Source organism: Hydrogenophaga sp. T2 (genome assembly GCF_049843535.1).
In the GTDB taxonomy this organism is placed as follows: Bacteria; Pseudomonadota; Gammaproteobacteria; order Burkholderiales; family Burkholderiaceae_C; genus Hydrogenophaga; species Hydrogenophaga crocea.
Map to the genome: position 1 here is coordinate 618319 of NZ_JBBHZJ010000003.1, position 25162 is coordinate 643480.

A 25162-nucleotide genomic window follows, 5' to 3' on the forward strand; every position below is an offset into this window, starting at 1 on the left:
TTCAGTTGCCGAGGGAGGTTTTGAAATTGGCCTTCTTCAGCAGCGACTCGTATTGCTGCGACATCATGTAGTTTTGCACCTGGGTCATGAAGTCCATGGTCACGACCACGATGATCAGGAGCGATGTACCGCCGAAATAGAACGGCACGTTGTACTCGAGGATCAGGAACTCCGGCAGCAGGCACACCGCGGTGATGTAGATCGCACCGGCCAGGGTCAGGCGCAGCAGGATCTTGTCGATGTGGCGCGCCGTCTGGTCGCCCGGGCGAATGCCCGGAATGAACGCACCACTCTTCTTCAGGTTGTCGGCGGTTTCCCGGCTGTTGAACACCAGGGCCGTGTAGAAGAAGCAGAAGAAGATGATCGCCGCTGCGTACAAGGCCACGTAGATCGGTTGCCCCGGCGACAGCGCCGACGCCAGGTCGCGCAGCCAACGGGTGGAATCGCCCGTGCTCACCCAGCTCACCACCGTGGTGGGCAACAGGATGATCGACGACGCGAAGATCGGCGGGATCACGCCGGCCATGTTCAGCTTGAGCGGCAGGTGCGACGACTGACCGCCGTACACCTTGTTGCCCACCTGACGGCGCGCATAGTTCACGAGGATCTTGCGCTGACCGCGCTCCACGAACACCACGAAGTAGGTCACCAGCACCACGAGGGCGATGATGAACAGGGCCACGAGGATGTTCATGGCGCCGGTGCGAACCAGCTCCAGCAGACCGCCAATGGCATTCGGCAGACCGGCCACGATGCCCGCGAAGATCAGCAGCGAAATGCCGTTGCCCAGACCACGCTCGGTGATCTGCTCGCCGAGCCACATCAGGAACATCGTGCCGGCCACCAGGCTGACGACCGCGGTGAGTCGAAAGCCCATACCGGGATCGATCACCAGGTTGGCCTGCCCCTCGAGCGCGAGCGCAATGCCCGTGGCCTGGAAGATCGCCAGCGCCAGCGTGCCGTAGCGCGTGTACTGCGTGATCTTGCGACGACCCGCCTCGCCTTCCTTCTTCAGCTGCTCGAACGTGGGAACCACGTAGGTCATGAGCTGCATGATGATGGATGCCGAGATGTACGGCATGATGCCCAACGCGAACACGGTGAAGCGCGACAGCGCCCCGCCCGAGAACATGTTGAACAGGCTCAGGATGCCACCCTGCTGCCCCTGGAACAGCTGCTGGAGCTGCTCGGGGTTGATGCCCGGCACCGGGATGTGCGCGCCAATGCGGTACACCACCAGTGCCAGCAGCAGGAAGACCAGCCGGCGACGCAGGTCGCCGTACTTGCCGGTCTTGGCCAGGGACGTGGAAGCGGTTGCCACGGAGTCCTTTCGAACGGGCGTGATCAGGCGGCGGCGGCCACCTGGCCGCCAGCGGCTTCGATCGCGGCTTTGGCGCCGGCGGTGGGCACCACGTCCTTGAGGGTCACCGCACGGGTGATCTCACCGGACTTGATGACCTTCACGCGCTTGGCCAGCTGGTGCACGAGGCCTTGCTGCTTGAGCAGCAGCACGTCGATTTCCTTGGCTTCCAGACCATTGAGGTCCGACAGCGTGACTTCGGCGTTGAACTGCAGCAGCGCGGACTTGAAGCCACGCTTGGGCAGGCGACGTTGCAGCGGCATCTGGCCGCCTTCGAAGCCCACCTTGTGGTAGCCACCCGCGCGCGACTTCTGGCCCTTGTGACCACGGCCAGCGGTTTTGCCCAGGCCGGAGCCGATGCCACGGCCCACGCGGCGCTTGGCGTGCTTGGCGCCATCGGCCGGTTTGATGTTGTTGAGTTCCATGTCGTCGGTCTCCGATCAGAGCACTTGGACCAGGTAGCTGATCTTGTTGATCATGCCGCGCACGGCCGGCGTGTCCTGCAGCGTGCTGGTGCTGTTGAGCTTGCGCAGGCCCAGGCCGCGCACGGTGGCACGGTGGTCCTCTTTGCAGCCGATGGGGCTGCGCACGAGCTTGACCGTGACGGTGTTCGTGTTGCTCATGGTGATTCCTCTCAGCCCAGGATTTCCTCGACCGTCTTGCCGCGCTTGGCAGCAACTTCAGCCGGGGTGGTGGACTTTTCGAGCGCGTCCAGGGTGGCGCGCACCAGGTTGTAGGGGTTGCTCGAGCCGTGGCTCTTGGCCACGACGTCGGTCACGCCCAGCACTTCGAAGACGGCGCGCATCGGGCCGCCCGCGATGATGCCGGTACCCTTGACAGCCGGCAGCATCATGACGTTCGAGGCGCCATGCTCGCCGTGCACCGCGTGGTGCAGGCTGCCGTCCTTGAGGGACACCTTGATCATGTTGCGGCGGGCCTGCTCCATGGCCTTTTGCACGGCCACGGGCACTTCACGTGCCTTGCCTTTGCCCATGCCCACGCGGCCGTCGCCATCGCCGACCACGGTCAGCGCGGCGAAACCGAGGATGCGACCACCCTTGACCACCTTGGTCACGCGGTTGATCGCGATCATCTTCTCGCGAAGACCGTCCTCGTTCGCTTCGTTCTTGATGTTTGCCTGAAACTTAGCCATGTCGTGTATCCCGTTTCATCAGAACTGCAGACCGGCCTCGCGGGCGGCATCTGCAAGGGCCTTGACGCGGCCGTGGTAGGCGAAACCGGCGCGATCGAACGCGACTTTCTCGATACCGGCGGCCTTGGCCTTCTCGGCAATGCGCTTGCCGATCAGGGACGCAGCGGCGGTGTTGCCACCTTTGCCCGCGGCGCCGAGCTGGGCGCGCACTTCCTTCTCGGCGGTCGAGGCGGAGGCGAGCACCTTTGCGCCGTCGGCGGAGATCACGCTGGCGTAGATGTGCAGGTTCGTGCGGTTGACCGTCAGGCGCACCGCGCCCTGCTGGGCAATGCGGATGCGGGTCTGGCGGGCGCGACGCAGGCGTTGTTCTTTCTTGGTCAGAGACATGATCGGACTCCTTATTTCTTCTTGGTTTCCTTGATCACGACCTTCTCATCCGCGTAGCGGATGCCCTTGCCCTTGTAGGGCTCGGGCGGACGCACGGCGCGCACTTCGGCGGCCACCTGGCCGACACGCTGGCGGTCGGCACCCTTGATCAGGATCTCGGTCGGGGCAGGCGTTTCCACCTTGATGCCGGCCGGCATGTCCATGATCACGGGGTGCGAGAAGCCCACCGTGAGGTTGAGCTTGGCACCTTGAGCCTGGGCCTTGAAACCCACGCCCACCAGGCTGAGCTTCTTCTCGAAGCCCTTGCTCACGCCCGTGACCATGTTGTTCACCAGCTGGCGCATGGTGCCGGACATGGCGTTGGCGTCGCGCGATTCGTCCACCGGGGCAAACGTGATCTTGCCCGCGTTGACATCGATCTTGACGAGGCTGTTCAGCGCCAGGCTGAGCGCACCGTTGGCGCCCTTGACGTTGACCAAGCCGTCCTTGACGGTCACCTCGACCCCGCTGGGGACGGTCACCGGCAGTTTTCCAATACGTGACATTCAAATTCTCCTTGAAGCCCGCATCAGGCGACGTAGCACAGCACTTCGCCGCCAACACCGTTGGCGCGGGCTTTGCGGTCGGTCATCACGCCGCGCGGGGTGGTCACGATCGCCACACCCAGGCCGTTCTGCACCTGAGGGATGGCGTTGCGACCGCGGTAAACGCGCAGGCCGGGGCGGCTGACGCGCTCGATGCGCTCGATCACAGGACGACCAGCGTAGTACTTCAGGGCGATTTCGAGTTCGCTCTTGCCGCCTTCGTTGACGACCTTGAAACCGTCGATGTAGCCCTCGTCCTTCAGGACCTGGGCGATCGCCGTCTTCACTTTCGACGCCGGCATCGACACGGTGGCCTTCTCGACCATCTGCGCGTTGCGGATGCGGGTCAACATGTCGGCGATGGGATCACTCATGCTCATGTGGGGATCTCCTGAGGCTTACCAGCTGGCTTTGGTGATGCCGGGGATTTCACCGGCGAACGCCATCTCGCGCACCTTGGCGCGAGCCAGACCGAAGTGGTTGAAGGTGCCACGCGGACGACCGGTGATCTCGCAGCGGTTGCGCTGGCGGGTCGGGTTCGCGTTGCGCGGCAGCTTCTGCAGCGCCAGGCGCGCGGCGTCACGCTCTTCGTCGCTCTTCTGGGCGTCGCCGGCGATGGACTTCAGTTCGTTGTATTTCTTGGCGAACTTGGCGGCGAGCTTCTCGCGTTTCAGTTCACGTTGGAGCAGTGCTTGTTTGGCCATGCGCCACCTCAGTTCTTGAAGGGGAAACGGAAACCCGCCAGCAGTGCCTTGCACTCCTCGTCGGTCTTGGCGGTCGTGGTGATGCTGATGTTCAGACCACGCAGGGCATCGACCTTGTCGTACTCGATCTCGGGGAAGATGATCTGTTCCTTGACGCCGACGTTGTAGTTGCCACGGCCATCGAACGAGCGACCCGAAATGCCGCGGAAGTCGCGCACGCGGGGCAGGGCCACGGTGACGAAGCGGTCGAGGAATTCGTACATGCGGGCGCCACGCAGCGTGACCATGCAGCCGATGGCCTGCTGTTCACGGATCTTGAAGCCGGCGATGGCCTTGCGGGCCTTGGTCACGACGGGCTTCTGGCCGGCGATCTTGGTGAGGTCGCCCACGGCGTTGTCCATGACCTTCTTGTCGGCCACGGCTTCGCTCACGCCCATGTTCAGCGTGATCTTGGTGATGCGGGGCACCTCCATCACGGACTTGTAGCCGAACTTCTTGGTCAGCTCGGGGACCACCTTCTCGGCGTAGTGTTGCTTGAATCGTGCCATGGTCATGCCACCTTGATTTCTTCGCCGCTGGACTTGTACACGCGCACGCGCTTGCCATCGGCCAGGACCTTGATGCCCACGCGATCGGCCTTGCCGCTGGTGGCATTGAAGATCGCCACGTTGGACTGGTCGATGGGCATGGTCTTCTCGACGATGCCGCCGGTCACACCCTTCATGGGGTTCGGCTTGGCGTGCTTCTTGACGGTGTTGACGCCCTCGACCACGACGTGCTGCTCGTCGGCGCGGGAGAGCACCTTGCCGCGCTTGCCCTTGTCGCGGCCGGCGATCACGATGACTTCGTCACCGGTACGGATCTTGTTCATGGATGCTTCCTCAGAGGACCTCGGGGGCCAGCGACACGATCTTCATGAACTTCTCGGTACGCAGTTCGCGCGTGACCGGGCCGAAGATACGGGTGCCAATGGGTTCGAGCTTGGCGTTGAGCAACACCGCGGCGTTGCCGTCGAATTTGATCAGCGCGCCATCCTGGCGGCGGATGCCCTTGGCGGTGCGCACCACCACAGCGTTGTAGACCTCGCCCTTTTTGACGCGGCCGCGCGGCGCTGCTTCCTTGATGCTGACCTTGATGACGTCGCCCACGCTGGCGTAGCGACGCTTGGAGCCACCGAGCACCTTGATGCACATCACGGACTTGGCACCCGTGTTGTCAGCAACATCGAGTCGAGATTGCGTTTGAATCATTTGATTTAAGTCCCAACTTGAATCCTGAAGGCCACCGCGGCCGACAGCGATCAGTCTTGGGCCCGTCGTCCGGTGACATCCACTGCATGCGGCTGCTGCCGCGGCGGATGCCCCCTTTCGGTGGGCAGAAGGCTTGCGCCAGACACTTCACCCCAGAGGGCGAAGCCGCGCATTATGGCATGCCGGCCAAATGACGTCAAACGCCCGGGGCTGCGTAGCGTTGCGCGAGTGCCAGGAAATCGTCGAGCCGCGGTTCGGCCACGCCCTCCTCGCGCATCACCTGAGCCACCTCGGGCGCCATGCGGGCCGCTTCTGCGGCGTCGAGGAACAAGGCGCGCCAACGGCGCGCCAGCACATCTTCAACAGTAAGCGCGTACTCATGTCGCGCAGCAAAGCGCACCATGGCCACGCAGAGCCCCATGCCCAGGTGGCGGTCGGCGCCGGGCAAGGCGCGCACGCGCTCGGCCTCGGCCCCATACAAATGCCAGCCCGGCGCCGCATGGATGGGCACCGATGCGGAGGGCGGCGCGCCCACCAGGCGGTGGCGCGCGCTCTGCCCCCCGGGCCGAGCCGGCAGCCGCCCGGCCTCGAAGCAGCGGTCCAGCACGTCTTCGGCCATGGCGCGATAGGTGGTCCATTTGCCCCCGGTGACCGTGACCAGGCCATTGGGGTCGACGAGCACGGTGTGCTCGCGCGACAGGCCCTTGGTCGCGCCGCCGCCGTCGCTGGGCGGCGCCACGAGCGGGCGCAGGCCGACCCACACGCTGCGGATGTCCTCGCGGCGGACCGGCCGGCTGAGCACGCGCGAGGCCTCGTCGAGGATGAAGGCCAGTTCGTCGGCAAAGGGCTCGGGCTCGCGCGCCAGATCCTGCCGCGGCGTGTCGGTGGTGCCGAGGATGAGCTTGCCCAGCCAGGGCACCGCGAACAGCACGCGGCCGTCCTGCGTCTTGGGCACCAGCAGTGCGTGCTCGCCGCCCAGGAACGCGCGGTCGACCACCACGTGCACGCCCTGGCTCGGGCTCACCATGTGCGAGGGCGTGCCGGCGGCCTCGCGCAGCGCATCGACCCACACCCCTGTGGCATTGACCACGCAGCGCGCGCGCACGGTGTGCTCGGCACCGTGCAGGCGGTCGCGCACGGTCACGCAATGGCCCTCGCCGTCGGGCGCGATCGCGGTCACCTGGGCGTGGTTGAGCACACGCGCCCCGGCCGCCTCGGCGCTGCGCGCCAGCGCGATCGCCAGCCGGGCGTCGTCGAACTGGCCGTCCCAGTAGCGCACGCCGCCACGCAGGCCGTCGGGGTTCACGCCCGGCAGGGCCGCGAGCGTGCGGGCGCGGTCGAGGAATTCGGTGGCGCCCAGGCCGGCGCGGCCCGCGAGCAGGTCGTAGAGCTTGAGGCCGATGCCGTAGAACGGGGTTTCCCACCAGTGCCGGCTCGGCATCACGAACGGCAGGGGTTGCGCCAGGTGCGGCGCGATCGCCATCACGGCGGTGCGCTCGGCCAGCGCCTCGCGCACCAGGGCCACATTGCCCTGGGCCAGGTAGCGCACACCGCCGTGCAGCAGCTTGGTGGCGCGCGACGAGGTGCCGCCCGCGAAATCGTGCGACTCGAACAGCGCCACCGAGAAGCCCCGCAGCGCCGCGTCGAGCGCCACGCCCAGGCCGGTCGCGCCGCCGCCCACCACCAGCAGATCGAACACAGGGGTGCGATCGACGGCCGCCCAGGCCGGCCCGCGCCAGGCGCTCATGCCGTCCACCCGGGCGCGCACGCGGCGCCCGACCCGATCGCGCCCTTGTGCAGGGCCCACACCGATGCGTCTTTGTCTGCAGGCATTCTGCGAAGATACCGCAGGCCCGCGACACCTCGTGGGCGCGCTTTCCCTCACCCCATGACCCCTTCCCTCATCACCTTCATCGGCGGCGGCAACATGGCCAGCGCCATCGTCGGCGGCCTGCTGCGCCAGGGCCATGTGGCCGAACGCATCCAGATCGTCGAACCCTGGGACGAGCAACGCGACCGCCTCGCGCAGCAGTTTCCCGGCGTGGCGGTGTTCGCCGCGGCCGATGGCGGTCTGCAGCCGTCGGACCTGGTGGTCTGGGCCGTGAAGCCGCAGACCTTCAAGGACGCCGCGCTCGCCGCCGGCCCGCACCTGGGCGGCGCGCTGCACCTGAGCGTGGCCGCGGGCATCACCAGCGAGAGCATGGCCGGCTGGCTGGGCACGCAGCGCATCGTGCGCGCCATGCCCAACACGCCCGCGCTCGTGGGCCTGGGCATGACCGGCCTGTTCGCGCGCGAAGGCGCATCCGCCGCCGACCGTGCGCTGGTGGAATCGGTGGTGAAGACCACGGGCGAGCTCGTGTGGGTGGCCAGCGAGCGCGACCTCGACGCCGTCACCGCGCTCTCGGGCTCGGGCCCGGCCTACGTGTTCTATTTCCTCGAGGCCATGCGCGACGCGGGTGCACGCATGGGCCTGCCGGCCGACACCGCGCTGCAGCTCGCGATCGGCACCTTCCTGGGCGCGTCCACGCTGGCGCAGCGTTCGAACGAGCCGCCGCAGGTGCTGCGCGAGCGCGTCACGTCCAAGGGCGGCACCACGTACGCGGCGCTCACCGCCATGGACGCGGCGGGCATCAAGGCCTCGTTCGAGGCGGCCCTGAGAGCCGCGCAGCAGCGCGCCGAGGAACTGGGTCGCGAGTTCGGCCGCTGATCAGGCCAATGCCAGCACCACGCCGGCGAACAGCGTGAAGCCCAGCCAGTGGTTGGCACGGAACGCCGCGAAACAGCCTTCGCGCGTGCGGTGGCGGATCAGCGTGAAGTGCCACGCCACCTGGGCCAGCGCCGCGAGCAGCGCCGCGGCCCAGAGCGCGTGGTCCACACGGTCCCACAGCGCCCAGGTCCACACCGCGAGGTGCACCAGGTAGAAGGCCGTCACCGCGGCCACGTCGGCGCGGCCCAGCGTGATCGCCGAGGTCTTCATGCCGATCTTCAGGTCGTCGTCGCGGTCGACCATGGCGTATTCGGTGTCGTAGGCCAGCACCCAGAAGGCGTTGCCCAGCAACAGCACCCAGGCCAGCGGCGGCACCGCGCCCTGCACCGCCGCAAAGGCCATGGGAATGCCGAAGCTGAAGGCCACGCCCAGCACCGCCTGCGGCATGGACACAACGCGCTTGGCAAAGGGGTAGGCCAGCGTGATGGCCAGCGCCGCAAACGACCAGGCGATGGTGGCCGCATTGGTGGTGAGCACCAGGCCGAAGGCCGCGAGCGCGAGCACCGCGCCCACGGCGAGCGCCTCTTTCGTGGACACGCGGCCCGAGGTGACGGGGCGCTGTGCGGTGCGCTTGACGTGGCGGTCGAAGTCGCGGTCGGCCACGTCGTTGACGCAGCAGCCCGCGCTGCGCATGAGGATGGTGCCGAACGTGAACACCGCGAGCAGGTGCCAGCCCGGGAAGCCGTCCGCGGCCACCCACAGCGCCGACAGCGTGGGCCACAGCAGCAGCAGCCAGCCCGCGGGGCGGTTCCAGCGGATCAGGTCGAGCCAGAGCGACAGGCGCGACGGCGTGTGGGGCGCGGGCGCGATGGCGTTCACGAGAGCCTCTTCACGCCCGGCAGCTCGCAGGCGTAGATCGAATTGCGCAGCTCGGCGATCGCCTCGTAGCGCGGGAAGCTGCGCCGCCAGGCCAGCACCACGCGGCGCGTGGGCGCGTCGCCGTCGAACGGCAGGTAGCGCACGTAAGGCGAATCGCCGAAGTCGACGCCGGGTTTCATGGCCGCGTCGAGCGCCGAACGCGGCACCGACAAGCGCGGCACCAGCGTCACGCCCATGCCCGCGGCCACCATGTGCTTGATGGTCTCGAGCGACGAACCTTCGAAACTCTTGCGGATGCCTTCGGTGTCGTTGGAGTAGCGCGCGAACTCGGGGCAGACCTCAAGCACGTGGTCGCGGAAGCAATGGCCCGTGCCCAGCAGCAGCATGGTCTCGCGCTTGAGCTCCTCGGCCGTGATGCGGCCCTTGGCCACCAGCGGGTGCGTGTGCGGCACCGCGGCCATGAAGGGCTCGTCGTAGAGCGGCGCGAGCGCGAGGTTGGTGTCGGGAAACGGCTCGGCGAGGATGGCGCAGTCGATCTCACCCAGTCGCAGCTGCTCGAGCAGCTTGGTGGTGAAGTTCTCCTGCAGCACCAGCGGCATCTGCGGCGTGCGGTCGATCACCTGGCGCACCAGCTCGGGCAGCAGGTAGGGGCCGATGGTGTAGATCACACCGAGCTTGAGCGGGCCGGCCAGCGGGTCTTTGCCGCGCTTGGCGATTTCCTTGATGGCCGCGGCCTGTTCGAGCACGGTCTGGGCCTGGCGCACGATCTCCTCGCCCAGCGGCGTCACGGCGATTTCGGCCGCGTTGCGTTCGAAGATCTTGAGTTCGAGCTCTTCCTCGAGCTTCTTGATCGCCACCGACAGCGTGGGCTGCGACACGAAGCAGGCCTCGGCGGCCTTGCCGAAGTGCCGCTCGCGCGCCACGGCGACGATGTACTTGAGTTCGGTGAGCGTCATAGGGCGCGTATTGTGCGTTCTCGGGTGCGGCCACACCAGCCGCCAGGGCTTGCCCCCGCTCAGGCCTTGAGGTACTCGGCCTTGCTGCCGAGCCAGCGCGCGATGTGCTGCTCGGCCAGGGCGGGGTGGCGCTCCAGCATCAGCGGCGCGGCCTCGCGCGCCCAGGCCAGCAGGTGGGTGTCGGTGGCGAGATCGGCAAACCGCAGCAGCGGCGCGCCCGACTGGCGCGCACCCAGGAACTCGCCCGGGCCGCGGATCTCCAGGTCGCGGCGCGCGATCTCGAAGCCGTCGTGCGTCTCGGCCATGGCGCGCAGGCGCTCGCGCGCGGTCTCGCCGAGCCGCCCGCCCTCGGGCGCGCTGTAGAGCAGCACGCAGGCCGATGCCGCGGCCCCGCGCCCCACGCGGCCGCGCAGCTGGTGCAGCTGGCTCAGGCCGAAGCGCTCGGCGTGCTCGATCACCATCAGCGAGGCGTTGGGCACGTCCACCCCCACTTCGATCACCGTGGTCGACACCAGCACGCCCATCTGCCCGCCCACGAAGAGCGACATCACGGCCTTCTTCTCGGGCGGCGGCATGCGCGAATGCAGCAGGCCCACCAGCACCCCGGGCAGGGCCTGCGAGAGTTCGGCGTGCGTGGCGGTGGCGTTCGACAGGTCGAGCGCCTCGCTCTCTTCGATCAGCGGGCACACCCAGTACACCTGCCGGCCCTGGTCGAGCTGGCTGCGGATGCGCTCGACCACCTCGGCGCGTCGCTGGTCGCTCACGACCTTGGTCACGATGGGCGTGCGCCCAGGTGGCAGTTCGTCGATGGTCGACACATCGAGGTCGGCGTAGTAGCTCATGGCCAGGGTGCGCGGGATGGGCGTGGCCGTCATCATCAGCAGGTGCGGCTCCAGCGTGCCGCCGGTCTTGCCGCGCAGCGCCAGGCGTTGCGCCACGCCGAAGCGGTGCTGCTCGTCGATCAGCGCGAGCGCCAGGCGCTGGAACACCACCTGGTCCTGAATGACCGCGTGCGTGCCCACCACCAGCGCAGCCTCGCCGCTGGCGATCAGGTCGAGCATGGCCTGACGCTGTTTCTTCTTCTGCCCGCCCGTGAGCCAGGCCACGCGCTTGCCCAGGGGTTCGAGCAGCGGCTCGAGCCAGCCCACGAGTTTGCGGAAGTGCTGCTCGGCCAGGATCTCGGTGGGCGCCATGAGCGCGCACTGCCAGCCGGCGTCGATCGCAATGGTGGCCGCGAGCGCGGCCACCACGGTCTTGCCCGAGCCTACGTCGCCCTGCAGCAGCCGGTGCATGGGCACGCGGCGCGCGAGGTCGAGCGCGATCTCTTCGCCCACGCGGCGCTGCGCCGCCGTGAGCGCGAACGGCAGCGTGGCAAGCAACTGCTCGTGCAGGCCGCCGCGGCGCAGGGGCAGCTGGGGCGCGTTCAGCGCGTCGCGTTCGCGCTTGGCCAGGGCCTGCGAGAGCTGCTGCGCGAGCAGTTCTTCGGCCTTCAGGCGCTGCCAGGCCGGGTGGCTGCGGTCCTCGAGCGCGGCCAGCGAGGCCTCGGGCCCGGGGTGGTGCAGCACCTGAAGCGCCTCGCGCAGGGTGGGGCTCACACGCGCCGTGCGCTGCAGGCCCGCCAGCAGCGGCGGCGGCAGGGTCTCATGCAGATCGGCGCGTTTGAGCGCGCCCACCACGGCCTTGCGCAGGTAGGCCTGCGGCAATTGCGCGCTCGTGGGGTACACGGGCGTGAGCGCCGTGGGCAGTTCGCCGCCCGCCAGCTTGAACGCGGGGTGCAGCAGCGTGTAGCCCGCGAAGCCGCCGCGGATCTCGCCGCGCGCGCGCACCACCGCGCCCACGGCGAGCGTCTTCTGGTGCGAGGGGTAGAAGCTGAAAAAGCGCAGCGTGCAGGTGTCGGTGCCGTCGTCGAGCGTGACCAGCAGCTGGCGGCGGCCCCGGTATTGCACCTCGCTGTGCGTCACCGTGCCCTCGATCTGCACCAGCTCGCCGTTGCGCACGTCGCGCAGCTTCACGATGCGGGTTTCGTCCTCGTAGCGCAGCGGCAGGTGCAACGCCAGGTCGATGTCGCGCTTGAGGCCGAGCTTGTGCAAGGCCTTCTGCGGCGCCGACAAGGGCTTGGGGACGGAGGACGTGGCGGGGGCGGCGGGTTCGGCCATGGGACAATTCTGCCTTCCGCCATTCCCCCTCTTCCTTGGAACGGGCCCGTCCGGCCCTCAAGCGACATGAACCCATCCCCCGGCCCGCGCGCCTTCACGCTGAGCGATTTCGACTTCGCCCTGCCCGCCGAACTCATCGCCCAGCACCCCGCACCCGAACGCAGCGCCTCACGCCTGCTCGACGGCCGCACCGACACCCCCGCCGACCGCGTGTTCCGCGAGCTGCCCGGCCTGCTCGACCCCGGCGACCTGCTGGTCTTCAACAACACCCAGGTGATCAAGGCCCGCCTCTTCGGCCGCAAGGCCAGCGGCGGCGCGCTCGAACTGCTGGTGGAGCGCGTGCTGCCCGGCCACGAGGTGGTGGCCCACATGAAGGTGAGCAAGAAGCCGCCCGTGGGCGCGGTGCTGTCCATGGACGGTGGCTTCGAGGCCGAGCTGCTGGGCCGCTGGCCCGACGATCACGGCGCGCTGTTCCGCCTGCGTTTCAGCGACGAGCCGCACAGGCTCATGGCCGCACACGGCCACGTGCCGCTGCCGCCCTACATCGAGCACGCCGACTCCGCCGAGGACGAACGTCGCTATCAGACGGTGTTCGCCAAGCACCCTGGCGCCGTCGCCGCGCCCACGGCGGCGCTGCATTTCGACGATGGCGTGCTGGCCGGGCTGCGCGCGCGGGGCATCGAGACCGCCGAGGTCACGCTGCACGTGGGCGCGGGCACCTTCCAGCCCGTGAAGACCGAAAACATCGCCGAGCACACCATGCACGCCGAGTGGTACCGGGTGCCGGCCGAGACCATCGCCGCCATCGAGGCCTGCCGCGCGCGCGGCGGCCGCGTGGTGGCCGTGGGCACCACCACCGTGCGCACGCTCGAAAGCTGGGCCGCCTTCGGCCGCACCGAGGGCGACACCCAGATCTTCATCACGCCGGGCTTCCGCTTCCAGGTGATCGACGCGCTGATCACCAACTTCCACCTGCCCAAGAGCACGCTGATGATGCTGGTGAGCGCGCTGGCCGGGTACGAGCGCGTGATGGCGCTGTACCGCCACGCCATCGAACAGCGCTACCGCTTCTTCAGCTACGGCGACGCCATGCTGCTCTCAAGGACGACCCATGCTGCAGTTTGAGATCCTCAAGACCGACCCCGCCAGCCACGCGCGCCGCGCCACGCTCACGCTCAACCACGGCGTGGTGCAGACGCCCATCTTCATGCCCGTGGGCACCTACGGCACCGTCAAGGGCGTGATGCCGCGCAGCCTGCACGAAATGGGCGCGCAGATCATTCTGGGCAACACCTTCCACCTGTGGATGCGCCCGGGTCTGGACATCATGAAGGGCTTCGGCGGCCTGCACGGCTTCGAGCAATGGCACAAGCCCATCCTCACCGACTCGGGCGGCTTCCAGGTGTGGTCGCTCGGCGCCATGCGCAAGATCACCGAAGAAGGCGTGCACTTCGCGAGCCCGGTCAATGGCGACAAGCTCTTCATGTCGCCCGAGGTGAGCATGCAGATCCAGACCGTGCTCAACAGCGACATCGTGATGCAGCTCGACGAGTGCACGCCCTACGAGACCAACGGCCACATCACCACCGAGGCCGAAGCGCTCAAGAGCATGGAAATGAGCCTGCGCTGGGCCAGACGTTCGCAAGACGAGTTCGCGCGCCTGGGCAACCCCAACGCGCTGTTCGGCATCGTGCAGGGCGGCATGTTCGAGCACCTGCGCCAGGCCTCGCTCGACGCGCTCGTGGCCATGGACTTCCCGGGCTACGCCATCGGCGGCGTGAGCGTGGGCGAACCCAAGGATGAGATGCGCCGCATCATGGCGCACACGCCGCACCGCCTGCCCGCGCACAAGCCGCGCTACCTCATGGGCGTGGGCACGCCCGAAGACCTGGTGGAAGGCGTGGCCTGTGGCGTGGACATGTTCGACTGCGTGATGCCCACGCGCAACGCGCGCAACGGCACGCTGTTCACGCGCTACGGCGACCTGAAGATCCGCAACGCCAGGCACAAGGCCGACCACCGCCCGCTCGACGAGACCTGCACCTGCCACGCCTGCGCCGGCCCCGGCGGCGTGAGCTGGGCCGATGGCGGCCGCGAAGGCTTCAGCCGGGCCTACCTGCACCACCTCGACCGCTGCGGCGAAATGCTCGGCCCCATGCTGGCCACGGTGCACAACCTGCACTACTACCTGAACCTCATGCGCGAGGTGCGCGAGGCGCTGGACGCGGGCCGCTTCGCCGCCTTCCGCGAACGCTTCCGCGAAGAGCGCGCACGCGGCGTCTGAACCGCGGGTTTGTGCCGCCGCGCAAGCCCATCGCGCGCGATTAAGCTGGGCGCGATGAGCCACGCGCCCGCCGTCCCCCGCCACGTCCTCCCGGTGCTGGTCCTGGCCCAGTTCGCGGGCACTTCGCTGTGGTTCGCGGTCAACGCCGTCATGCCCGACCTGCAGCGCGAGCTCGGCTGGGCCACGGGGGCGGTGGGCACGCTCACCTCGGGGCTGCAGTTCGGCTTCATCGCGGGCACGCTGGTGTTCGCGCTGCTGGCCATCGCCGACCGGTTCCCGCCACGCACGGTGTTCCTGGTGTGCGCGCTGGCGGGCGCGGCCTGCACCGTGGGCGCGTGGTGGTCGGTGCGCGACTTCGCGGCACTGCTGGCCTGGCGTGTGGCGACGGGCTTCTTCCTCGCGGGCATCTACCCCGTGGGCATGAAGATCGCCGCGCAGTGGTACAGCCGCGGCCTGGGCGCGGCGCTGGGGGTGCTGATCGCGGCGCTGGTGCTGGGCTCGGCCAGCGCGCACGCGCTGCGCGCGATCGGCCACGCCCTGCCCTGGCCCACGCTGATGCTGGGCGTGGCCCTGCTCGCGGCGTTTGGCGGTGTGCTGCTGTTCTTCGGGCTCGGCGATCCGCCGGGCGCGGTGGCGCGCGTGAGCCGCCTGCAGTGGCAGGCGCTGGGCACGCTGTGGACCGATGCGCGCGTGCGCAGTTCGGTGCTCGGCTACTTCGGCCACATGTGGGAGCTCTACACCGTGTGGGTCATGGTGCCCCTGATCCTGGCCACGCGGCTCGAAGGGGTGGCGCTGTCGTGGGCCGCGTTTGGTGTGCTGGGCGCGGGCGCCATCGGCTGCGCGGGCGGGGGCTGGCTGGCGCAGCGCCTGGGCAGCGCGCGCGTGGCCGGGGCCCAACTCGCCACCAGCGGCGCCTGCTGTCTGGCCGCGCCGCTGCTGCTAGGCGCGCCCGATCCGGCCTTCTACGCCTGGCTGGTGCTCTGGGGCATCACCGTGTCGGGCGACTCGCCGCAATTCAGCGCACTCACCGCGCGCAACGCGCCACTGCAGGCCGTGGGCAGCGTGCTCACGCTCACCAACAGCATCGGCTTCGGCATCAGCATCGTGAGCATCCTGCTGTTCGTGTGGCTGGCCGAATCGGTGCCGCTGGGCGCACTGCTGCCCTGGCTCGCGATCGGCCCGGCGCTGGGGCTGTGGGCGCTGCGGCCGCTGCTGGCGGCCGCAGACGCGTCACGTTGAAGCGCAGCGCCAGGGGCTGGGGTGCATCAGCGGCGCAACAGCCCCGCCACGAAGGTGATCAGCGCGAACACCAGGAAGACCACGAAGAGGATCTTGGCGATGCCCGCGGCACCGGCGGCGATGCCCCCGAAGCCCAGCAGGGCCGCGATGAGGGCGATGACGAAAAAGACCACGGCGTAGTGCAGCATGTCGGACTCCTTGGTTGACCGGCATGGGCCGGTCTTTCGGGGGTTCGCGACGACCACCGCCGCGATGGGTTCACTGTAGGCACGGGCCCGGGCGTGCGGTGTCGGCAAGCCGCGCTGCCCCGCGTAGGACGCTGCCGACACGCGCCGCCCCCGGCGGCCTACTGCGCGGGCCCAGGGCAAAGGCCACACTGCGCCAACCCTCCGCCCATCCATGGACGCATCGCCATGACGCCACTGCCTCTCGCCCATCCGAACCCCGGTCCCGGTCTGGCCCGTTGGCGTGCCTGGGTCTGGGCCTGGGTCGGCTGCGCCCTGCTGTTCGCGCTCGGCGGCTGCGGCGCGCTGCCGGCGCGCACGCCCGAGGCCGCGGGTGCCACACCCGGCCGCGTGAACGTTCAGGGCGCGCAAGGCGAGCTCTCGCGCGAGCAGCGCCGCGCGACCTTGCTCAACGTGGCCGCCGAGGGCCGGCACGCGCTGTTCGAACACCACCTGCGCACGCTCACGCGCAGCGGCGACGCCGACCTCTACCGAGGCAACCGCACCCGGTTGCTGGTGGACGGCCCCGCCACCTTTGCGGCCATGAAGGCCGCGATCGCCCAGGCGCGCCACCGCGTGCTGCTGCAGAGCTACATCTTCGAAGACCAGGGCGTGGCGGCCGACGTGGCCGAGCTGCTGCTCCAGCGCGCCGCCCAGGGCGTGCAGGTGCGCGTGATCTACGACGCCGTGGGCTCGATCACCACGCCCACCGAGTTCTTCAAGCGCCTCACCGACGGTGGCGTGGGCGTGTGCGAGTTCAACCCCATCAACCCGGTGCGCCGGCCCGGCCACTGGAGCATCACGCACCGCGACCACCGAAAGCTGCTGGTGGTCGACCAGGACGCGGCCTTCACGGGCGGCATCAACATCAGCCGCGTCTACGGCTCGGGCTCGGCCGCGTTGCGGCGCAGCGCGCCCGCACGCACCAAGGACGCCGCCGACGACGGCTGGCGCGACACGCAGATCGAGCTGCGCGGCCCGGTGGTGCCCGCGATCGCGCAGGTGTTCGAAGACACCTGGCGCGAACAGGGCTGCAAGGGCGAACTGCCCGCGGCCCAGGGCCGGCCTGCGGCGGCCGAGCCCGGCGACCGCGTGGTCAAGGTGCTCGCGAGCGACCCGCGCGACGAAGGCAACCGCATCTACACCGCGCTGCTCGCGGCGATCGACGCCGCGCAGCAGGAGGTGCACATCGCCATGGCCTACTTCGCGCCGGGCGAGGCCTTCGTACAGGCCTTGTGCGACGCGGCGCAGCGCGGCGTGTCGGTGGCGCTGGTGCTGCCCGGGCGCAGCGATTCGCGCCTGGCGCTGCACGCGGGGCGCTCCTACTACACGCGGTTGCTGCAGGCGGGCGTGCGCATTTACGAGATGGACCAGGCCGTGATGCACGCCAAGACCGCGGTGATCGACGGCGTGTTCTCCACCGTGGGGTCGAGCAACCTCGACTGGCTGAGCTTCGTGGCCAACAACGAGCTCAACGTGATCGTGCTCGGCGACGAATTCGGCAGCCAGATGAACGCGCTGTTCGACAAGGACCGCCGCGAGTCGCGCCCCGTCGCGCTCGAGGACTGGCAGCGCCGCGGCCTCGGTCAGCGCGTCATGGAAGGCGTGGGGCGGCTGATGGAGCGCTGGCTCTGAGCCCGCTCACCGACTCACTGGATGAGGCCGTTCTTGAGCGCGTAGTAGGTGAGTTCGCTGTTGCTGCCGAGCTTGAGCTTTTCGAGCACCCGCGTGCGGTAGGTGCTCACGGTCTTCACGCTCAGGAACATGGCCTCGGCGATGCCGCCCACGCTCTCGCCCTTGGCCAGCCGCAGGAACACCTGCAGCTCGCGCTCGGACAGCGCCGCGTGCGGCGCCTGGTCGCCCTCGCCGAGCGCGTTGTCGGCCAGCAGCTCGGCCACCGCGGGGCTGATGTAGCGGCGCCCGCGCGCGACCACGCGGATGGCGTTCACGATCTCGTCGGGCGAGCATTCCTTGTTGAGGTAGCCGCTGGCGCCATGGCGCATGAGCTGCGTGGCGTACTGCGCCTCGGGAAAGCCGCTGAGGATGAGCACGGCCAGATCGGGGAAGCGCGCCTTGATGGCCTGCAGCGCATCGACCCCGCCGTGCTCGGGCATGGACAGGTCCATCAGCAGCACATCGACCTCGCCGCCGCGCGCGAGTTCGAGCGCTTCGCGGCCGTTGTTCGCTTCACCCGTCACGCGCAGGTCCACGTGCTCGCTGAGGAACTGGCGCAAACCCGTTCGCACGATGGCGTGGTCGTCGACGATGCCTACCTTGATCATGGTGTCCTTCTGGGGGCTGATGGGGGGCAGCGCGCATTGTGGCAGGGCCTTGCGCGCGCAGGCGTCGGACGCTTCCTACACGCGCTTCGCGGCGGCGGCCGGGGCCATCGGCCTTGTCCTACAGCACCTCGGCGACGCCGCCGACACCGCGGCCGAACGCGGATTTCTACAGTTGATTCCACGGCCAGACGCCCTGCCGCAAGCGCAGCGCACCGGCCGACGTCCACCACCCGGTAGGCGTTCAACCAACCAAGGAGCACCACATGAACTGGGACCGCATCGAAGGCAACTGGAAGCAAGTCAAGGGCAAGGTGATTGAGAAGTGGGGCAAGCTCACCGACGACGACTTCGACGTCATCAAGGGCAAGCGCGAACAACTCGCCGGCAAGATCCAGGAGCGCTACGGCGTGGCCAAGGACGTGGCCGAAAGCCAGGTGGCCGAGTGGGAGCGCAGCGCGAGCGACGACTGGTTCGACGCGCCGGCCCGCAACAAGCGCCACTGACCGGCGCCCTGACCGGCGCCCCCGCCCACCCTCCCCGCATCCCTCTGCCGGCCCCCCGGGGCCGGCGCATGAAAGGACACCACCATGAACAGCACCCTCCGCCTCAGCGCCCTCACCGCCGCCCTCGCCGCGTCCGCCCTGGTCGTGGCCTGCGGTGAACGCGAAGACGCCACCATCGGCCAACGCGTGGACAACGCGAGCGAGCAGGTCCAGCAGTCGGCCAACCAGATGGGCCAGGACGCCCGCCAGGCCGGCCAGGAACTCAAGGCCGCCGGCAGCGAGGCCATGGACACCATCGCCCGCGGCGCTGCCGACGCCGCGATCACCGCCAAGGTGAACGCCGCGCTCGCCGCCGACGACCAGCTCAAGGCGCTGAGCATCGACGTCGACACCACCAACGGCCGCGTGTCGCTGGAGGGCAAGGCCCCCAACGCCGAAGCGCGCGCCCGCGCCACGACCCTGGCCTCTGCCGTCGAAGGCGTGGTCCAGGTCGACAACCGCCTGACCATCGAAGGCCAGGGCTAACCAGGAACCACCATGAAACTGACCCACGCCCTTCTCGCCGCCAGCGCGGCGGTGCTCGTGATCCAGACCACCGGCTGCGCCGTCGCGCGCGACCAGCAGTCCGTTGGCGCCTACATCGACGACGCGACCATCACCACCCGTGTGAAGGCCAAGTTCGCCGAGGACAAGACCGTGAGCGCGATGGCAATCAACGTCGAAACGCTCAACGGCACGGTGCAGCTCTCGGGCTTCGCCAAGACCAACGCCGAGAAAAGCGCCGCGGCCCAGCTGGCCTCCAGCGTCTCGGGCGTGAAGTCGGTGCGCAACGACATCGTCGTGCGCTGAGCCCCCGCGCCGTTTCGCGTGTAGGACTTGTCCGACACGCGAATCGGTGCGGCGGCATTGCCGGCGCGCGCGAACACGGCATCATGGCGGCGTTCGCGCGCACCGGCCCGCCTGGCCGGCCCTCGGCGCGCCCTGTGTCCACTGCTTGCCCTGCACCGTCGTGTCCTCTCCCCTGCGCACCTTCATCGTTGAAGACAACCTGCTGATCTTCGACAACCTGGTTTCCACGCTGAAGGAACTGGCCGGTGTCGAGGTGATCGGGCACGCCCGCGACGAGGCGAACGCGGTGCAATGGATGCAGCAGCGCGAACCCTTCGACCTCATGATCGTGGACATCTACCTGCTCTCGGGCTCGGGCCTGGGGGTGCTGAAAGCGGCGCAAGAGGCCGGCCTGCGGGGCCGCCGCGTCGTGCTCACCAACCGCGCCACGCCCGACATGCGCCGGCGCTGCTCCCAGCTCGGCGCCGACCGCGTGTTCGACAAGTCCTGCGAGCTGGAAGAGTTGATCAGCTACTGCGAGCGCATCGCCGACGGCACGGCCACCTCACCGGGCGAACTGCATTGAGCCCCGCCTCGCGCCTGACGCCCACCGGCCTTCTCCGGTCCTTGCGCATGCCCTGGTCCGCGGCCCTGGCCGTGGTGCTGGCGCTCGGCGTGTTCGCAGGCACCGAGTGGACCTACCAGCGCGCGATCGACTCGCTGGTCAACCTGGGCGGGCGCGGCATTGCGCGCACCGCGGCGCAGAACGTCATCCGCAGCCTGCTCGACCTCGAGTCGGCCCAGCGCGGCTACCTGCTCACCGGCCGCCAGCAATACCTCGCGCCCTATGAAAGCGCGGGCGCCGAACTCGACGTGGCGATCCGCCGGCTGCGCGAACACTACCGCCACGACCCCGAGCTCTCGCGCCTGGTCGACACCCTGCAGCAGCGCGCCCAGGAAAAAGTCTCGGAAACGGCCGAAACGCTCTCGCTCTACAAGGCCGGCTCCACCCAGGCCTGGCAGGGCCTGATGCTCACCGACATCGGGCGCGAGAAGATGGAAGCCGTGCGCCGCGCGGCCGACGTGCTGCTCATGACCGAAGAGCGCCGCATCGCGGCCGAGCGCGTGGCCATCTACCGCACGCTGGGCGTGGGCCGTGTCTCGGTGCACCTGCTGGCCCTGCTCAGCCTGCTCGGTTATGTCTTCTTCCTGCGCAACAACGCGGCCCTGCAGGCCAGCCAGGCGGCGCACGCCACCCAACTGCAGGAAGAGCGCGACTCGCTCGAGCGCCAGGTGGCGCTGCGCACCACGGCCCTGCGCAACCTCGCGGGCCACCACGTCACCGCGCGCGAGGACGAGCGCGGCCGCGTGGCGCGCGAGCTGCACGACGAAATGGGCGGCCTGCTCACCGCGATGAAACTCGAGCTCGCGCGCCTGCGCCGCGTGCCCGACGTGCCGCCGCTGGCGCTTGAACGCCTCGCGGGCATCGAGCAGCGGCTCAACGAGGGCATCGCGGTCAAGCGCCGCATCGTCGAGAACCTGCGGCCCTCGTCGCTCGACCAGCTTGGCCTGATCCCCGCGCTCGAAATGCTGTGCAGCGACGCCGCGGGCGTGCTGGGCATTCCGGTGCAGGCCGATCTGTCGCCGGTGTCGCTGTGCAAGGACAGCGAGCTCACGGTTTACCGGCTGGTGCAGGAATCGCTCACCAACGTGAGCAAGTACGCGCAGGCCACACAGGTGCGCGTGCGCCTGCTGCAGGACGGCGACCTGGTGCGCGTGACGGTGCAGGACAACGGCCGCGGCTTCGACACCAGCGTGGTGCCGCCGGGTCACCACGGCCTGCTCGGCATGCGCGTGCGCGTCGAATCGCACGCGGGCCATTTCGACCTCATCAGCGCGCCCGGCGAGGGCACACGCGTCGAGGCCGACCTGCCGGCCAAACCGGCCGATCACCGCGAAGACGCCGGCCTGGCCCAGGCCTGATCAGCGCGCCGTGCCGCCCTCGTCGAGGTCGTGGCTGGGCCAGCTCACCGCGCTCATCGCCACCTCGCTCAACTCCGACACCGCCTTCACGAACTGCTGCTCGGAGCGGTGCGCGGCGTCGTCGAACCAGGGGTGGACGAGGGCCGCACCCACCGCGGTCACGAGGGTGACGGCATAGGCCAGCACGGCAGAGATGGGCAGTTGCATGGAGGGCTCCCGGTGATGGAGCCACTGTAGGCAAAGGCCTTCGGTGGCGCGACCGGACGGCGGCGGCTCGGCGTGTCGGCGCTGTCCTACAAGCGCCCATGTGCGCGGCCGTTCCCCGCTTGTAACCCCGGCCCGATTGCTTTGTGGATAATTGAAATCAAATTACATCCGCGGCCAGCCCGGCCGCTTCTGGAGACCGCCCCCATGCCCACCCGCGCCACCAAGATCGTCGCCACGCTCGGCCCTGCGTCCAGCGACCCCGCCCTGCTCGAAGCCATGATCCGCGCCGGCGTCAACGTGGTGCGGCTGAACTTCTCGCACGGCACGGCGCAGGACCACATCGACCGCGCGGCGCTGGTGCGCGAAGCGGCCCAGCGCGCGGGCCGCGAGGTCGGCATCATGGCCGACCTGCAGGGTCCCAAGATCCGCGTCGGCAAGTTCGCGCAGGGCAAGATCCAGCTGGTGCCGGGCGAGAAGTTCGTGCTCGACGCCGCGCGCACCGAGCCCGGCGACCAGGCCGGTGTGGGCCTGGACTACAAGGAACTGCCGCGCGACGTGAAGCCCGGCGACACCCTGCTGCTCAACGACGGCCTGATCGTGCTCACGGTGGACGCGGTGCAGGGCGCGGCGGTGCACACCACGGTGAAGCTCGGCGGCGAGCTGTCCAACAACAAGGGCATCAACAAGCAGGGCGGCGGTCTCACGGCGCCCGCGCTCACCGCCAAGGACATGGACGACATCAAGACCGCCATGGGCCTCAAGGCCGACTACGTGGCGGTGAGCTTTCCCAAGAACGCCACCGACATGGAGCTCGCGCGCCAGCTCTGCGCGGTGGCCGGCGGCGGCCACAAGCCCGGCCTGATCGCCAAGATCGAGCGCGCCGAGGCCATCCCCGAGCTCGCCAACATCCTCAAGGCCTCCGACGGCATCATGGTCGCGCGCGGCGATCTCGCGGTCGAGGTGGGCAACGCGGCCGTGCCGGCGCTGCAAAAGCACATGATCCGGCTCGCGCGCGAGATGGACAAGGTGGTCATCACCGCCACGCAGATGATGGAAAGCATGATCGTGAACCCGGTGCCCACGCGCGCCGAGGTGAGCGACGTGGCCAACGCCGTGCTCGACGGCACCGACGCCGTGATGCTCAGCGCCGAGACCGCGGCGGGCCGCTTCCCGCTCGAGACGGTGAAGGAAATGGCCGCGATCTGCCTCGAGGCCGAGAAGGCCGACCTGCACGAACTCGGCGCCGACTTCCAGGGCAAGACCTTCACGCGCATCGACCACAGCATCGCCATGGGCGCGCTGTTCACCGCGCACCACCTGGGGGCCAAGGCCATCGTGGCGCTGACCGACTCGGGCTCCACCGCGCTGTGGATGAGCCGGCACATCGTGCGCACGCCCATCTATGCCATGACGCCCAACCTCAACACGCAGCGCCGCATGACGCTCTACCGCAACGTGCGCCCGTTGCTGATGGAGACCAACGTCGACCGCGACAACGCGCTGGCCGACGCCGAGGCCCACCTCAAGAAGCGCGGCATCGTGCAGAGCGGCGACGTCTACGCCATCACCGTGGGCGAGCCCATGGGCCAGCCCGGCGGCACCAACACGCTCAAGATCTGCCGCGCGGCCTGAGCGCGTTCAGTCGAAGCGCATCGACACCCCGGTCACGAACATCGCGTCGCCCTTCTTGAGGTTGGTGCCCGGGTCGCTGTCGTAGCGGTAGCTCAGGCCGGCCGAGAGGTTGACGGTCTGGGTCATGGCCACGGTCAGGCCGGTGTCGAACACCGCGCGGTACTTGCCGCGGTCGCGCAGGTCGGGGTAGAGCGCGAACTTCTGGCGAAAGCTCGTGGTGTCGGTGAGGCGGTGGCTCGACTCCTCGGCCAGCACGAGCTCGAGGCGGCCGTAGCGATCGCGCACCTCGCCGGCCACCACCGTCGGGTTGACGAAGCGGTCGTAGGCGTAACCGACACCGCCCGAAACGTCGAAGAAGCCGCGCCCGTCGCGCCACACGTGCCGGCCCACGCCGGTGGACACCGCGCTGCGGCCCTGGATGTTGGCGAGCCGGTCGCTCAGCAACTCGCCGGCGCCGAAACCGAACCAGTCGATGCCGAAGTCACGGTTGTACTGGGTGCGCAGGCCGTAGCGCTCGATGGTGTCGTTGCCGCCGGCGCGCGCGCGGTCGGCCTTGGCGTCCCAGGTCCATTTGTCGTTGCCGGTCTGCCGCGCCCCTTCGGCCGAGAGGTTGAGCGAGCCCGCGTTGTTGTTGCCCGACGAGACGTTGGCGCCCGCGGTGAACAGGTAGCGCCACTGGCCATCGGGCTTGAGCGTGACCTGCGCCTGTGCGAGCACGGGGGCGAGCAGCAGCACGGCGGCCAGGGGCACGCGGCGGGGGCGGCGGGAAAACATGGCAACTCCTTCGACAGACAAAACCGAAAGGGTCGGCCCGGCCGCCCCGCGGTTCCCCGCGGTTTGTGACGATTTGTCGCACCGGCCGCATCCGTTGCGGCATCGGTGGCGTAATCACCCCATGCCCGACCTCATCCGCCGCGGACTCACCGCCCTGGGCCTGCTGCCGCTGCTGCAGGCTTGCTCGCCGCTGCGCGTCATCGACGCGCTGGTGCCCTCCGACACCCACACGCGCGTGCCCGACCAGGCCTATGGCCCCGATCCGCGCCAGCGCCTGGACGTGTACCTGCCCGCGCGACCCTCGCCGCAGGCGCCCATCGCGGTGTTCTTCTACGGCGGCAGCTGGACCACCGGCGAACGCGCCGACTACCGCTTCGCGGGCGAGGCCCTGGCCTCGCGCGGCATCGTCACCGTGGTGCCCGACTACCGGCTCAGCCCCGCGGTGCGCTACCCCGGCTTCGTGCGCGACAGCGCGCTCGCGCTGCACTGGGCCCGCGAGCACGCGCGCGAATTCGGCGCCGACCCTGAGCGGCTCTACGTGACCGGCCACAGCGCGGGCGCCTACAACGCGGCCATGCTCGCACTCGACCCGCGCTGGCTGGGCGAGGTGGGCCTGCAGCCCGGGCAGCTCGCGGGCTGGGCCGGCCTGGCCGGCCCCTACGATTTCCTGCCCATCGTGCAGGCCGAAACCCGCGTGGCCTTCGAATGGCCCGACACCCCGCCCGACTCGCAGCCGCTGTTCCACGCACAGCGGCTGCGCGGCGCGGCCCCGCCCGCGCTGCTGCTGGCACCGCAGAAAGACCCGCTGGTGGATCCGCGGCGCAACACGGAGGCGCTGGCCGCCGCGCTGCAGGCGCGCGGTGTGCCGGTGCAACACGCGCTGCTGCCGCGCGTGAACCACGCCACGCTGGTCGCCACGCTGGCCCCGCCGCTGCGGCCCCTGGCCCCGACACTCGAACGCCTCGCCGGCTTCATGGGCGTCCCGCCACAGGCCCAAAGCTAGAATCGCCGGTTGTCCTGACAGCCCCCGCGGGCTGTCGATCCGCCCACCCGATCACCCGAAGGAACCC

Annotated in this window: 31 protein-coding genes; 12 read left to right on the plus strand and 19 right to left on the minus strand. The window is 69.2% G+C overall.

Annotated elements, in window-relative coordinates:
* Position 1: 1 nt before the first annotated feature.
* The 12 genes from secY to WDZ95_RS09965 form a co-directional block, all read right to left on the minus strand.
* Entirely contained in the window at positions 2–1321 is a 1320-nt protein-coding gene (gene secY / locus WDZ95_RS09910; RefSeq protein WP_166228105.1) for a preprotein translocase subunit SecY, read from the minus strand.
* A gap of 23 nt (positions 1322–1344) precedes the next feature.
* Positions 1345–1785, minus strand: coding sequence for a 50S ribosomal protein L15 (rplO, locus tag WDZ95_RS09915; RefSeq protein ID WP_166228107.1), 441 nt, complete (start codon positions 1783–1785; stop codon positions 1345–1347).
* A 15-nt stretch (positions 1786–1800) separates the two neighbouring features.
* The gene (gene rpmD / locus WDZ95_RS09920) at positions 1801–1983 is read right to left on the minus strand and encodes a 50S ribosomal protein L30 (RefSeq protein ID WP_166228108.1); all 183 of its coding nucleotides are present in this window, start codon (positions 1981–1983) and stop codon (positions 1801–1803) included.
* An 11-nt stretch (positions 1984–1994) separates the two neighbouring features.
* Positions 1995–2513, minus strand: a complete 519-nt coding sequence (gene rpsE / locus WDZ95_RS09925) for a 30S ribosomal protein S5 (RefSeq protein WP_070399521.1) — start codon at positions 2511–2513, stop codon at positions 1995–1997.
* 18 nt (positions 2514–2531) lie between these two features.
* Entirely contained in the window at positions 2532–2900 is a 369-nt protein-coding gene (gene rplR, locus WDZ95_RS09930; protein ID WP_166228110.1) for a 50S ribosomal protein L18, read from the minus strand.
* 11 nt (positions 2901–2911) lie between these two features.
* Positions 2912–3445: a 50S ribosomal protein L6 gene (gene rplF, locus WDZ95_RS09935; protein WP_166228112.1), complete on the minus strand. Its 534-nt coding sequence runs from the start codon at positions 3443–3445 to the stop codon at positions 2912–2914.
* Between the two features lie 23 nt (positions 3446–3468).
* A complete protein-coding gene (rpsH, locus tag WDZ95_RS09940) occupies positions 3469–3864 on the minus strand; it encodes a 30S ribosomal protein S8 (RefSeq protein ID WP_166228114.1) in 396 nt (131 codons plus the stop codon).
* Positions 3865–3882: 18 nt separating this feature from the next.
* Complete coding sequence (gene rpsN, locus WDZ95_RS09945; protein ID WP_166228116.1) at positions 3883–4188, minus strand: 30S ribosomal protein S14; 306 nt, start codon at positions 4186–4188, stop codon at positions 3883–3885.
* An 8-nt stretch (positions 4189–4196) separates the two neighbouring features.
* Positions 4197–4742, minus strand: a complete 546-nt coding sequence (rplE, locus tag WDZ95_RS09950; protein WP_420810290.1) for a 50S ribosomal protein L5 — start codon at positions 4740–4742, stop codon at positions 4197–4199.
* On the minus strand, positions 4739–5059 hold the full coding sequence (rplX, locus tag WDZ95_RS09955) for a 50S ribosomal protein L24 (RefSeq protein WP_166228121.1): 321 nt from the start codon (positions 5057–5059) through the stop codon (positions 4739–4741). Before rplX ends, rplE begins: the two co-directional genes overlap by 4 nt.
* A 10-nt stretch (positions 5060–5069) precedes the next feature.
* Positions 5070–5438 (minus strand): 50S ribosomal protein L14, encoded by a 369-nt coding sequence (rplN, locus tag WDZ95_RS09960; RefSeq protein ID WP_009514936.1) that lies wholly within the window; start codon positions 5436–5438, stop codon positions 5070–5072.
* A gap of 196 nt (positions 5439–5634) precedes the next feature.
* Positions 5635–7185 carry an FAD-dependent oxidoreductase gene (locus WDZ95_RS09965; protein WP_425778004.1) on the minus strand — a complete coding sequence of 517 codons (1551 nt, stop codon included), beginning with the start codon at positions 7183–7185 and terminating at the stop codon, positions 5635–5637.
* Positions 7186–7326: 141 nt separating this feature from the next.
* Between WDZ95_RS09965 and proC the strand changes: the two genes are divergently transcribed.
* Positions 7327–8145, plus strand: coding sequence for a pyrroline-5-carboxylate reductase (gene proC / locus WDZ95_RS09970; protein WP_425778006.1), 819 nt, complete (start codon positions 7327–7329; stop codon positions 8143–8145).
* Here proC and ubiA read toward each other — a convergent pair whose 3' ends face one another.
* From ubiA to recG, 3 genes are read right to left on the minus strand one after another with little or no spacing between them, the layout of a single operon-like run.
* On the minus strand, positions 8146–9024 hold the full coding sequence (gene ubiA / locus WDZ95_RS09975) for a 4-hydroxybenzoate octaprenyltransferase (RefSeq protein ID WP_425778008.1): 879 nt from the start codon (positions 9022–9024) through the stop codon (positions 8146–8148).
* On the minus strand, positions 9021–9980 hold the full coding sequence (locus WDZ95_RS09980; protein WP_166228129.1) for a hydrogen peroxide-inducible genes activator: 960 nt from the start codon (positions 9978–9980) through the stop codon (positions 9021–9023). Before WDZ95_RS09980 ends, ubiA begins: the two co-directional genes overlap by 4 nt.
* Positions 9981–10039: 59 nt before the next feature.
* On the minus strand, positions 10040–12136 hold the full coding sequence (recG, locus tag WDZ95_RS09985) for an ATP-dependent DNA helicase RecG (RefSeq protein WP_287469691.1): 2097 nt from the start codon (positions 12134–12136) through the stop codon (positions 10040–10042).
* 66 nt (positions 12137–12202) lie between these two features.
* On the opposite strand from recG, the gene queA reads away from it, so the two are divergent.
* From queA to WDZ95_RS10000, 3 genes are read left to right on the plus strand one after another with little or no spacing between them, the layout of a single operon-like run.
* Positions 12203–13261 carry a tRNA preQ1(34) S-adenosylmethionine ribosyltransferase-isomerase QueA gene (queA, locus tag WDZ95_RS09990; protein WP_425778011.1) on the plus strand — a complete coding sequence of 353 codons (1059 nt, stop codon included), beginning with the start codon at positions 12203–12205 and terminating at the stop codon, positions 13259–13261.
* On the plus strand, positions 13248–14420 hold the full coding sequence (gene tgt, locus WDZ95_RS09995; RefSeq protein WP_425778012.1) for a tRNA guanosine(34) transglycosylase Tgt: 1173 nt from the start codon (positions 13248–13250) through the stop codon (positions 14418–14420). Before queA ends, tgt begins: the two co-directional genes overlap by 14 nt.
* 54 nt (positions 14421–14474) lie before the next feature.
* Entirely contained in the window at positions 14475–15659 is a 1185-nt protein-coding gene (locus WDZ95_RS10000; protein WP_425778015.1) for an MFS transporter, read from the plus strand.
* A 26-nt stretch (positions 15660–15685) separates the two neighbouring features.
* Here the strand turns inward: WDZ95_RS10000 and WDZ95_RS10005 are convergent, their stop codons facing one another.
* Positions 15686–15847: a DUF1328 domain-containing protein gene (locus WDZ95_RS10005; RefSeq protein ID WP_166228141.1), complete on the minus strand. Its 162-nt coding sequence runs from the start codon at positions 15845–15847 to the stop codon at positions 15686–15688.
* Positions 15848–16072: 225 nt separating this feature from the next.
* Here WDZ95_RS10005 and WDZ95_RS10010 point away from each other — a divergent pair, with 225 nt between their 5' ends.
* On the plus strand, positions 16073–17518 hold the full coding sequence (locus WDZ95_RS10010; protein WP_425778017.1) for a phospholipase D-like domain-containing protein: 1446 nt from the start codon (positions 16073–16075) through the stop codon (positions 17516–17518).
* A gap of 14 nt (positions 17519–17532) precedes the next feature.
* Here the strand turns inward: WDZ95_RS10010 and WDZ95_RS10015 are convergent, their stop codons facing one another.
* Positions 17533–18165, minus strand: coding sequence for a response regulator (locus WDZ95_RS10015; RefSeq protein ID WP_166228145.1), 633 nt, complete (start codon positions 18163–18165; stop codon positions 17533–17535).
* A gap of 263 nt (positions 18166–18428) precedes the next feature.
* Here WDZ95_RS10015 and WDZ95_RS10020 point away from each other — a divergent pair, with 263 nt between their 5' ends.
* The 5 genes from WDZ95_RS10020 (at position 18429) to WDZ95_RS10040 (ending at position 21479) form a co-directional block, all read left to right on the plus strand.
* Entirely contained in the window at positions 18429–18668 is a 240-nt protein-coding gene (locus WDZ95_RS10020) for a CsbD family protein (RefSeq protein WP_166228147.1), read from the plus strand.
* 84 nt (positions 18669–18752) lie between these two features.
* A complete protein-coding gene (locus tag WDZ95_RS10025) occupies positions 18753–19193 on the plus strand; it encodes a BON domain-containing protein (protein ID WP_166228149.1) in 441 nt (146 codons plus the stop codon).
* Positions 19194–19205: 12 nt separating this feature from the next.
* Entirely contained in the window at positions 19206–19517 is a 312-nt protein-coding gene (locus tag WDZ95_RS10030; RefSeq protein WP_166228151.1) for a BON domain-containing protein, read from the plus strand.
* Between the two features lie 160 nt (positions 19518–19677).
* Entirely contained in the window at positions 19678–20082 is a 405-nt protein-coding gene (locus tag WDZ95_RS10035; protein ID WP_425778020.1) for a response regulator transcription factor, read from the plus strand.
* A gap of 47 nt (positions 20083–20129) precedes the next feature.
* Entirely contained in the window at positions 20130–21479 is a 1350-nt protein-coding gene (locus WDZ95_RS10040; protein WP_425778022.1) for a CHASE3 domain-containing protein, read from the plus strand.
* Here the strand turns inward: WDZ95_RS10040 and WDZ95_RS10045 are convergent, their stop codons facing one another.
* A complete protein-coding gene (locus tag WDZ95_RS10045) occupies positions 21480–21686 on the minus strand; it encodes a hypothetical protein (protein WP_425778024.1) in 207 nt (68 codons plus the stop codon). It lies immediately after the preceding gene.
* Positions 21687–21890: 204 nt separating this feature from the next.
* Between WDZ95_RS10045 and pyk the strand changes: the two genes are divergently transcribed.
* The gene (gene pyk, locus WDZ95_RS10050) at positions 21891–23318 is read left to right on the plus strand and encodes a pyruvate kinase (protein WP_166228157.1); all 1428 of its coding nucleotides are present in this window, start codon (positions 21891–21893) and stop codon (positions 23316–23318) included.
* A gap of 6 nt (positions 23319–23324) precedes the next feature.
* Here pyk and WDZ95_RS10055 read toward each other — a convergent pair whose 3' ends face one another.
* Entirely contained in the window at positions 23325–24092 is a 768-nt protein-coding gene (locus tag WDZ95_RS10055; RefSeq protein WP_425778026.1) for a DUF481 domain-containing protein, read from the minus strand.
* A gap of 121 nt (positions 24093–24213) precedes the next feature.
* On the opposite strand from WDZ95_RS10055, the gene WDZ95_RS10060 reads away from it, so the two are divergent.
* The gene (locus WDZ95_RS10060; RefSeq protein WP_425778028.1) at positions 24214–25095 is read left to right on the plus strand and encodes an alpha/beta hydrolase; all 882 of its coding nucleotides are present in this window, start codon (positions 24214–24216) and stop codon (positions 25093–25095) included.
* Positions 25096–25162: the final 67 nt, after the last annotated feature.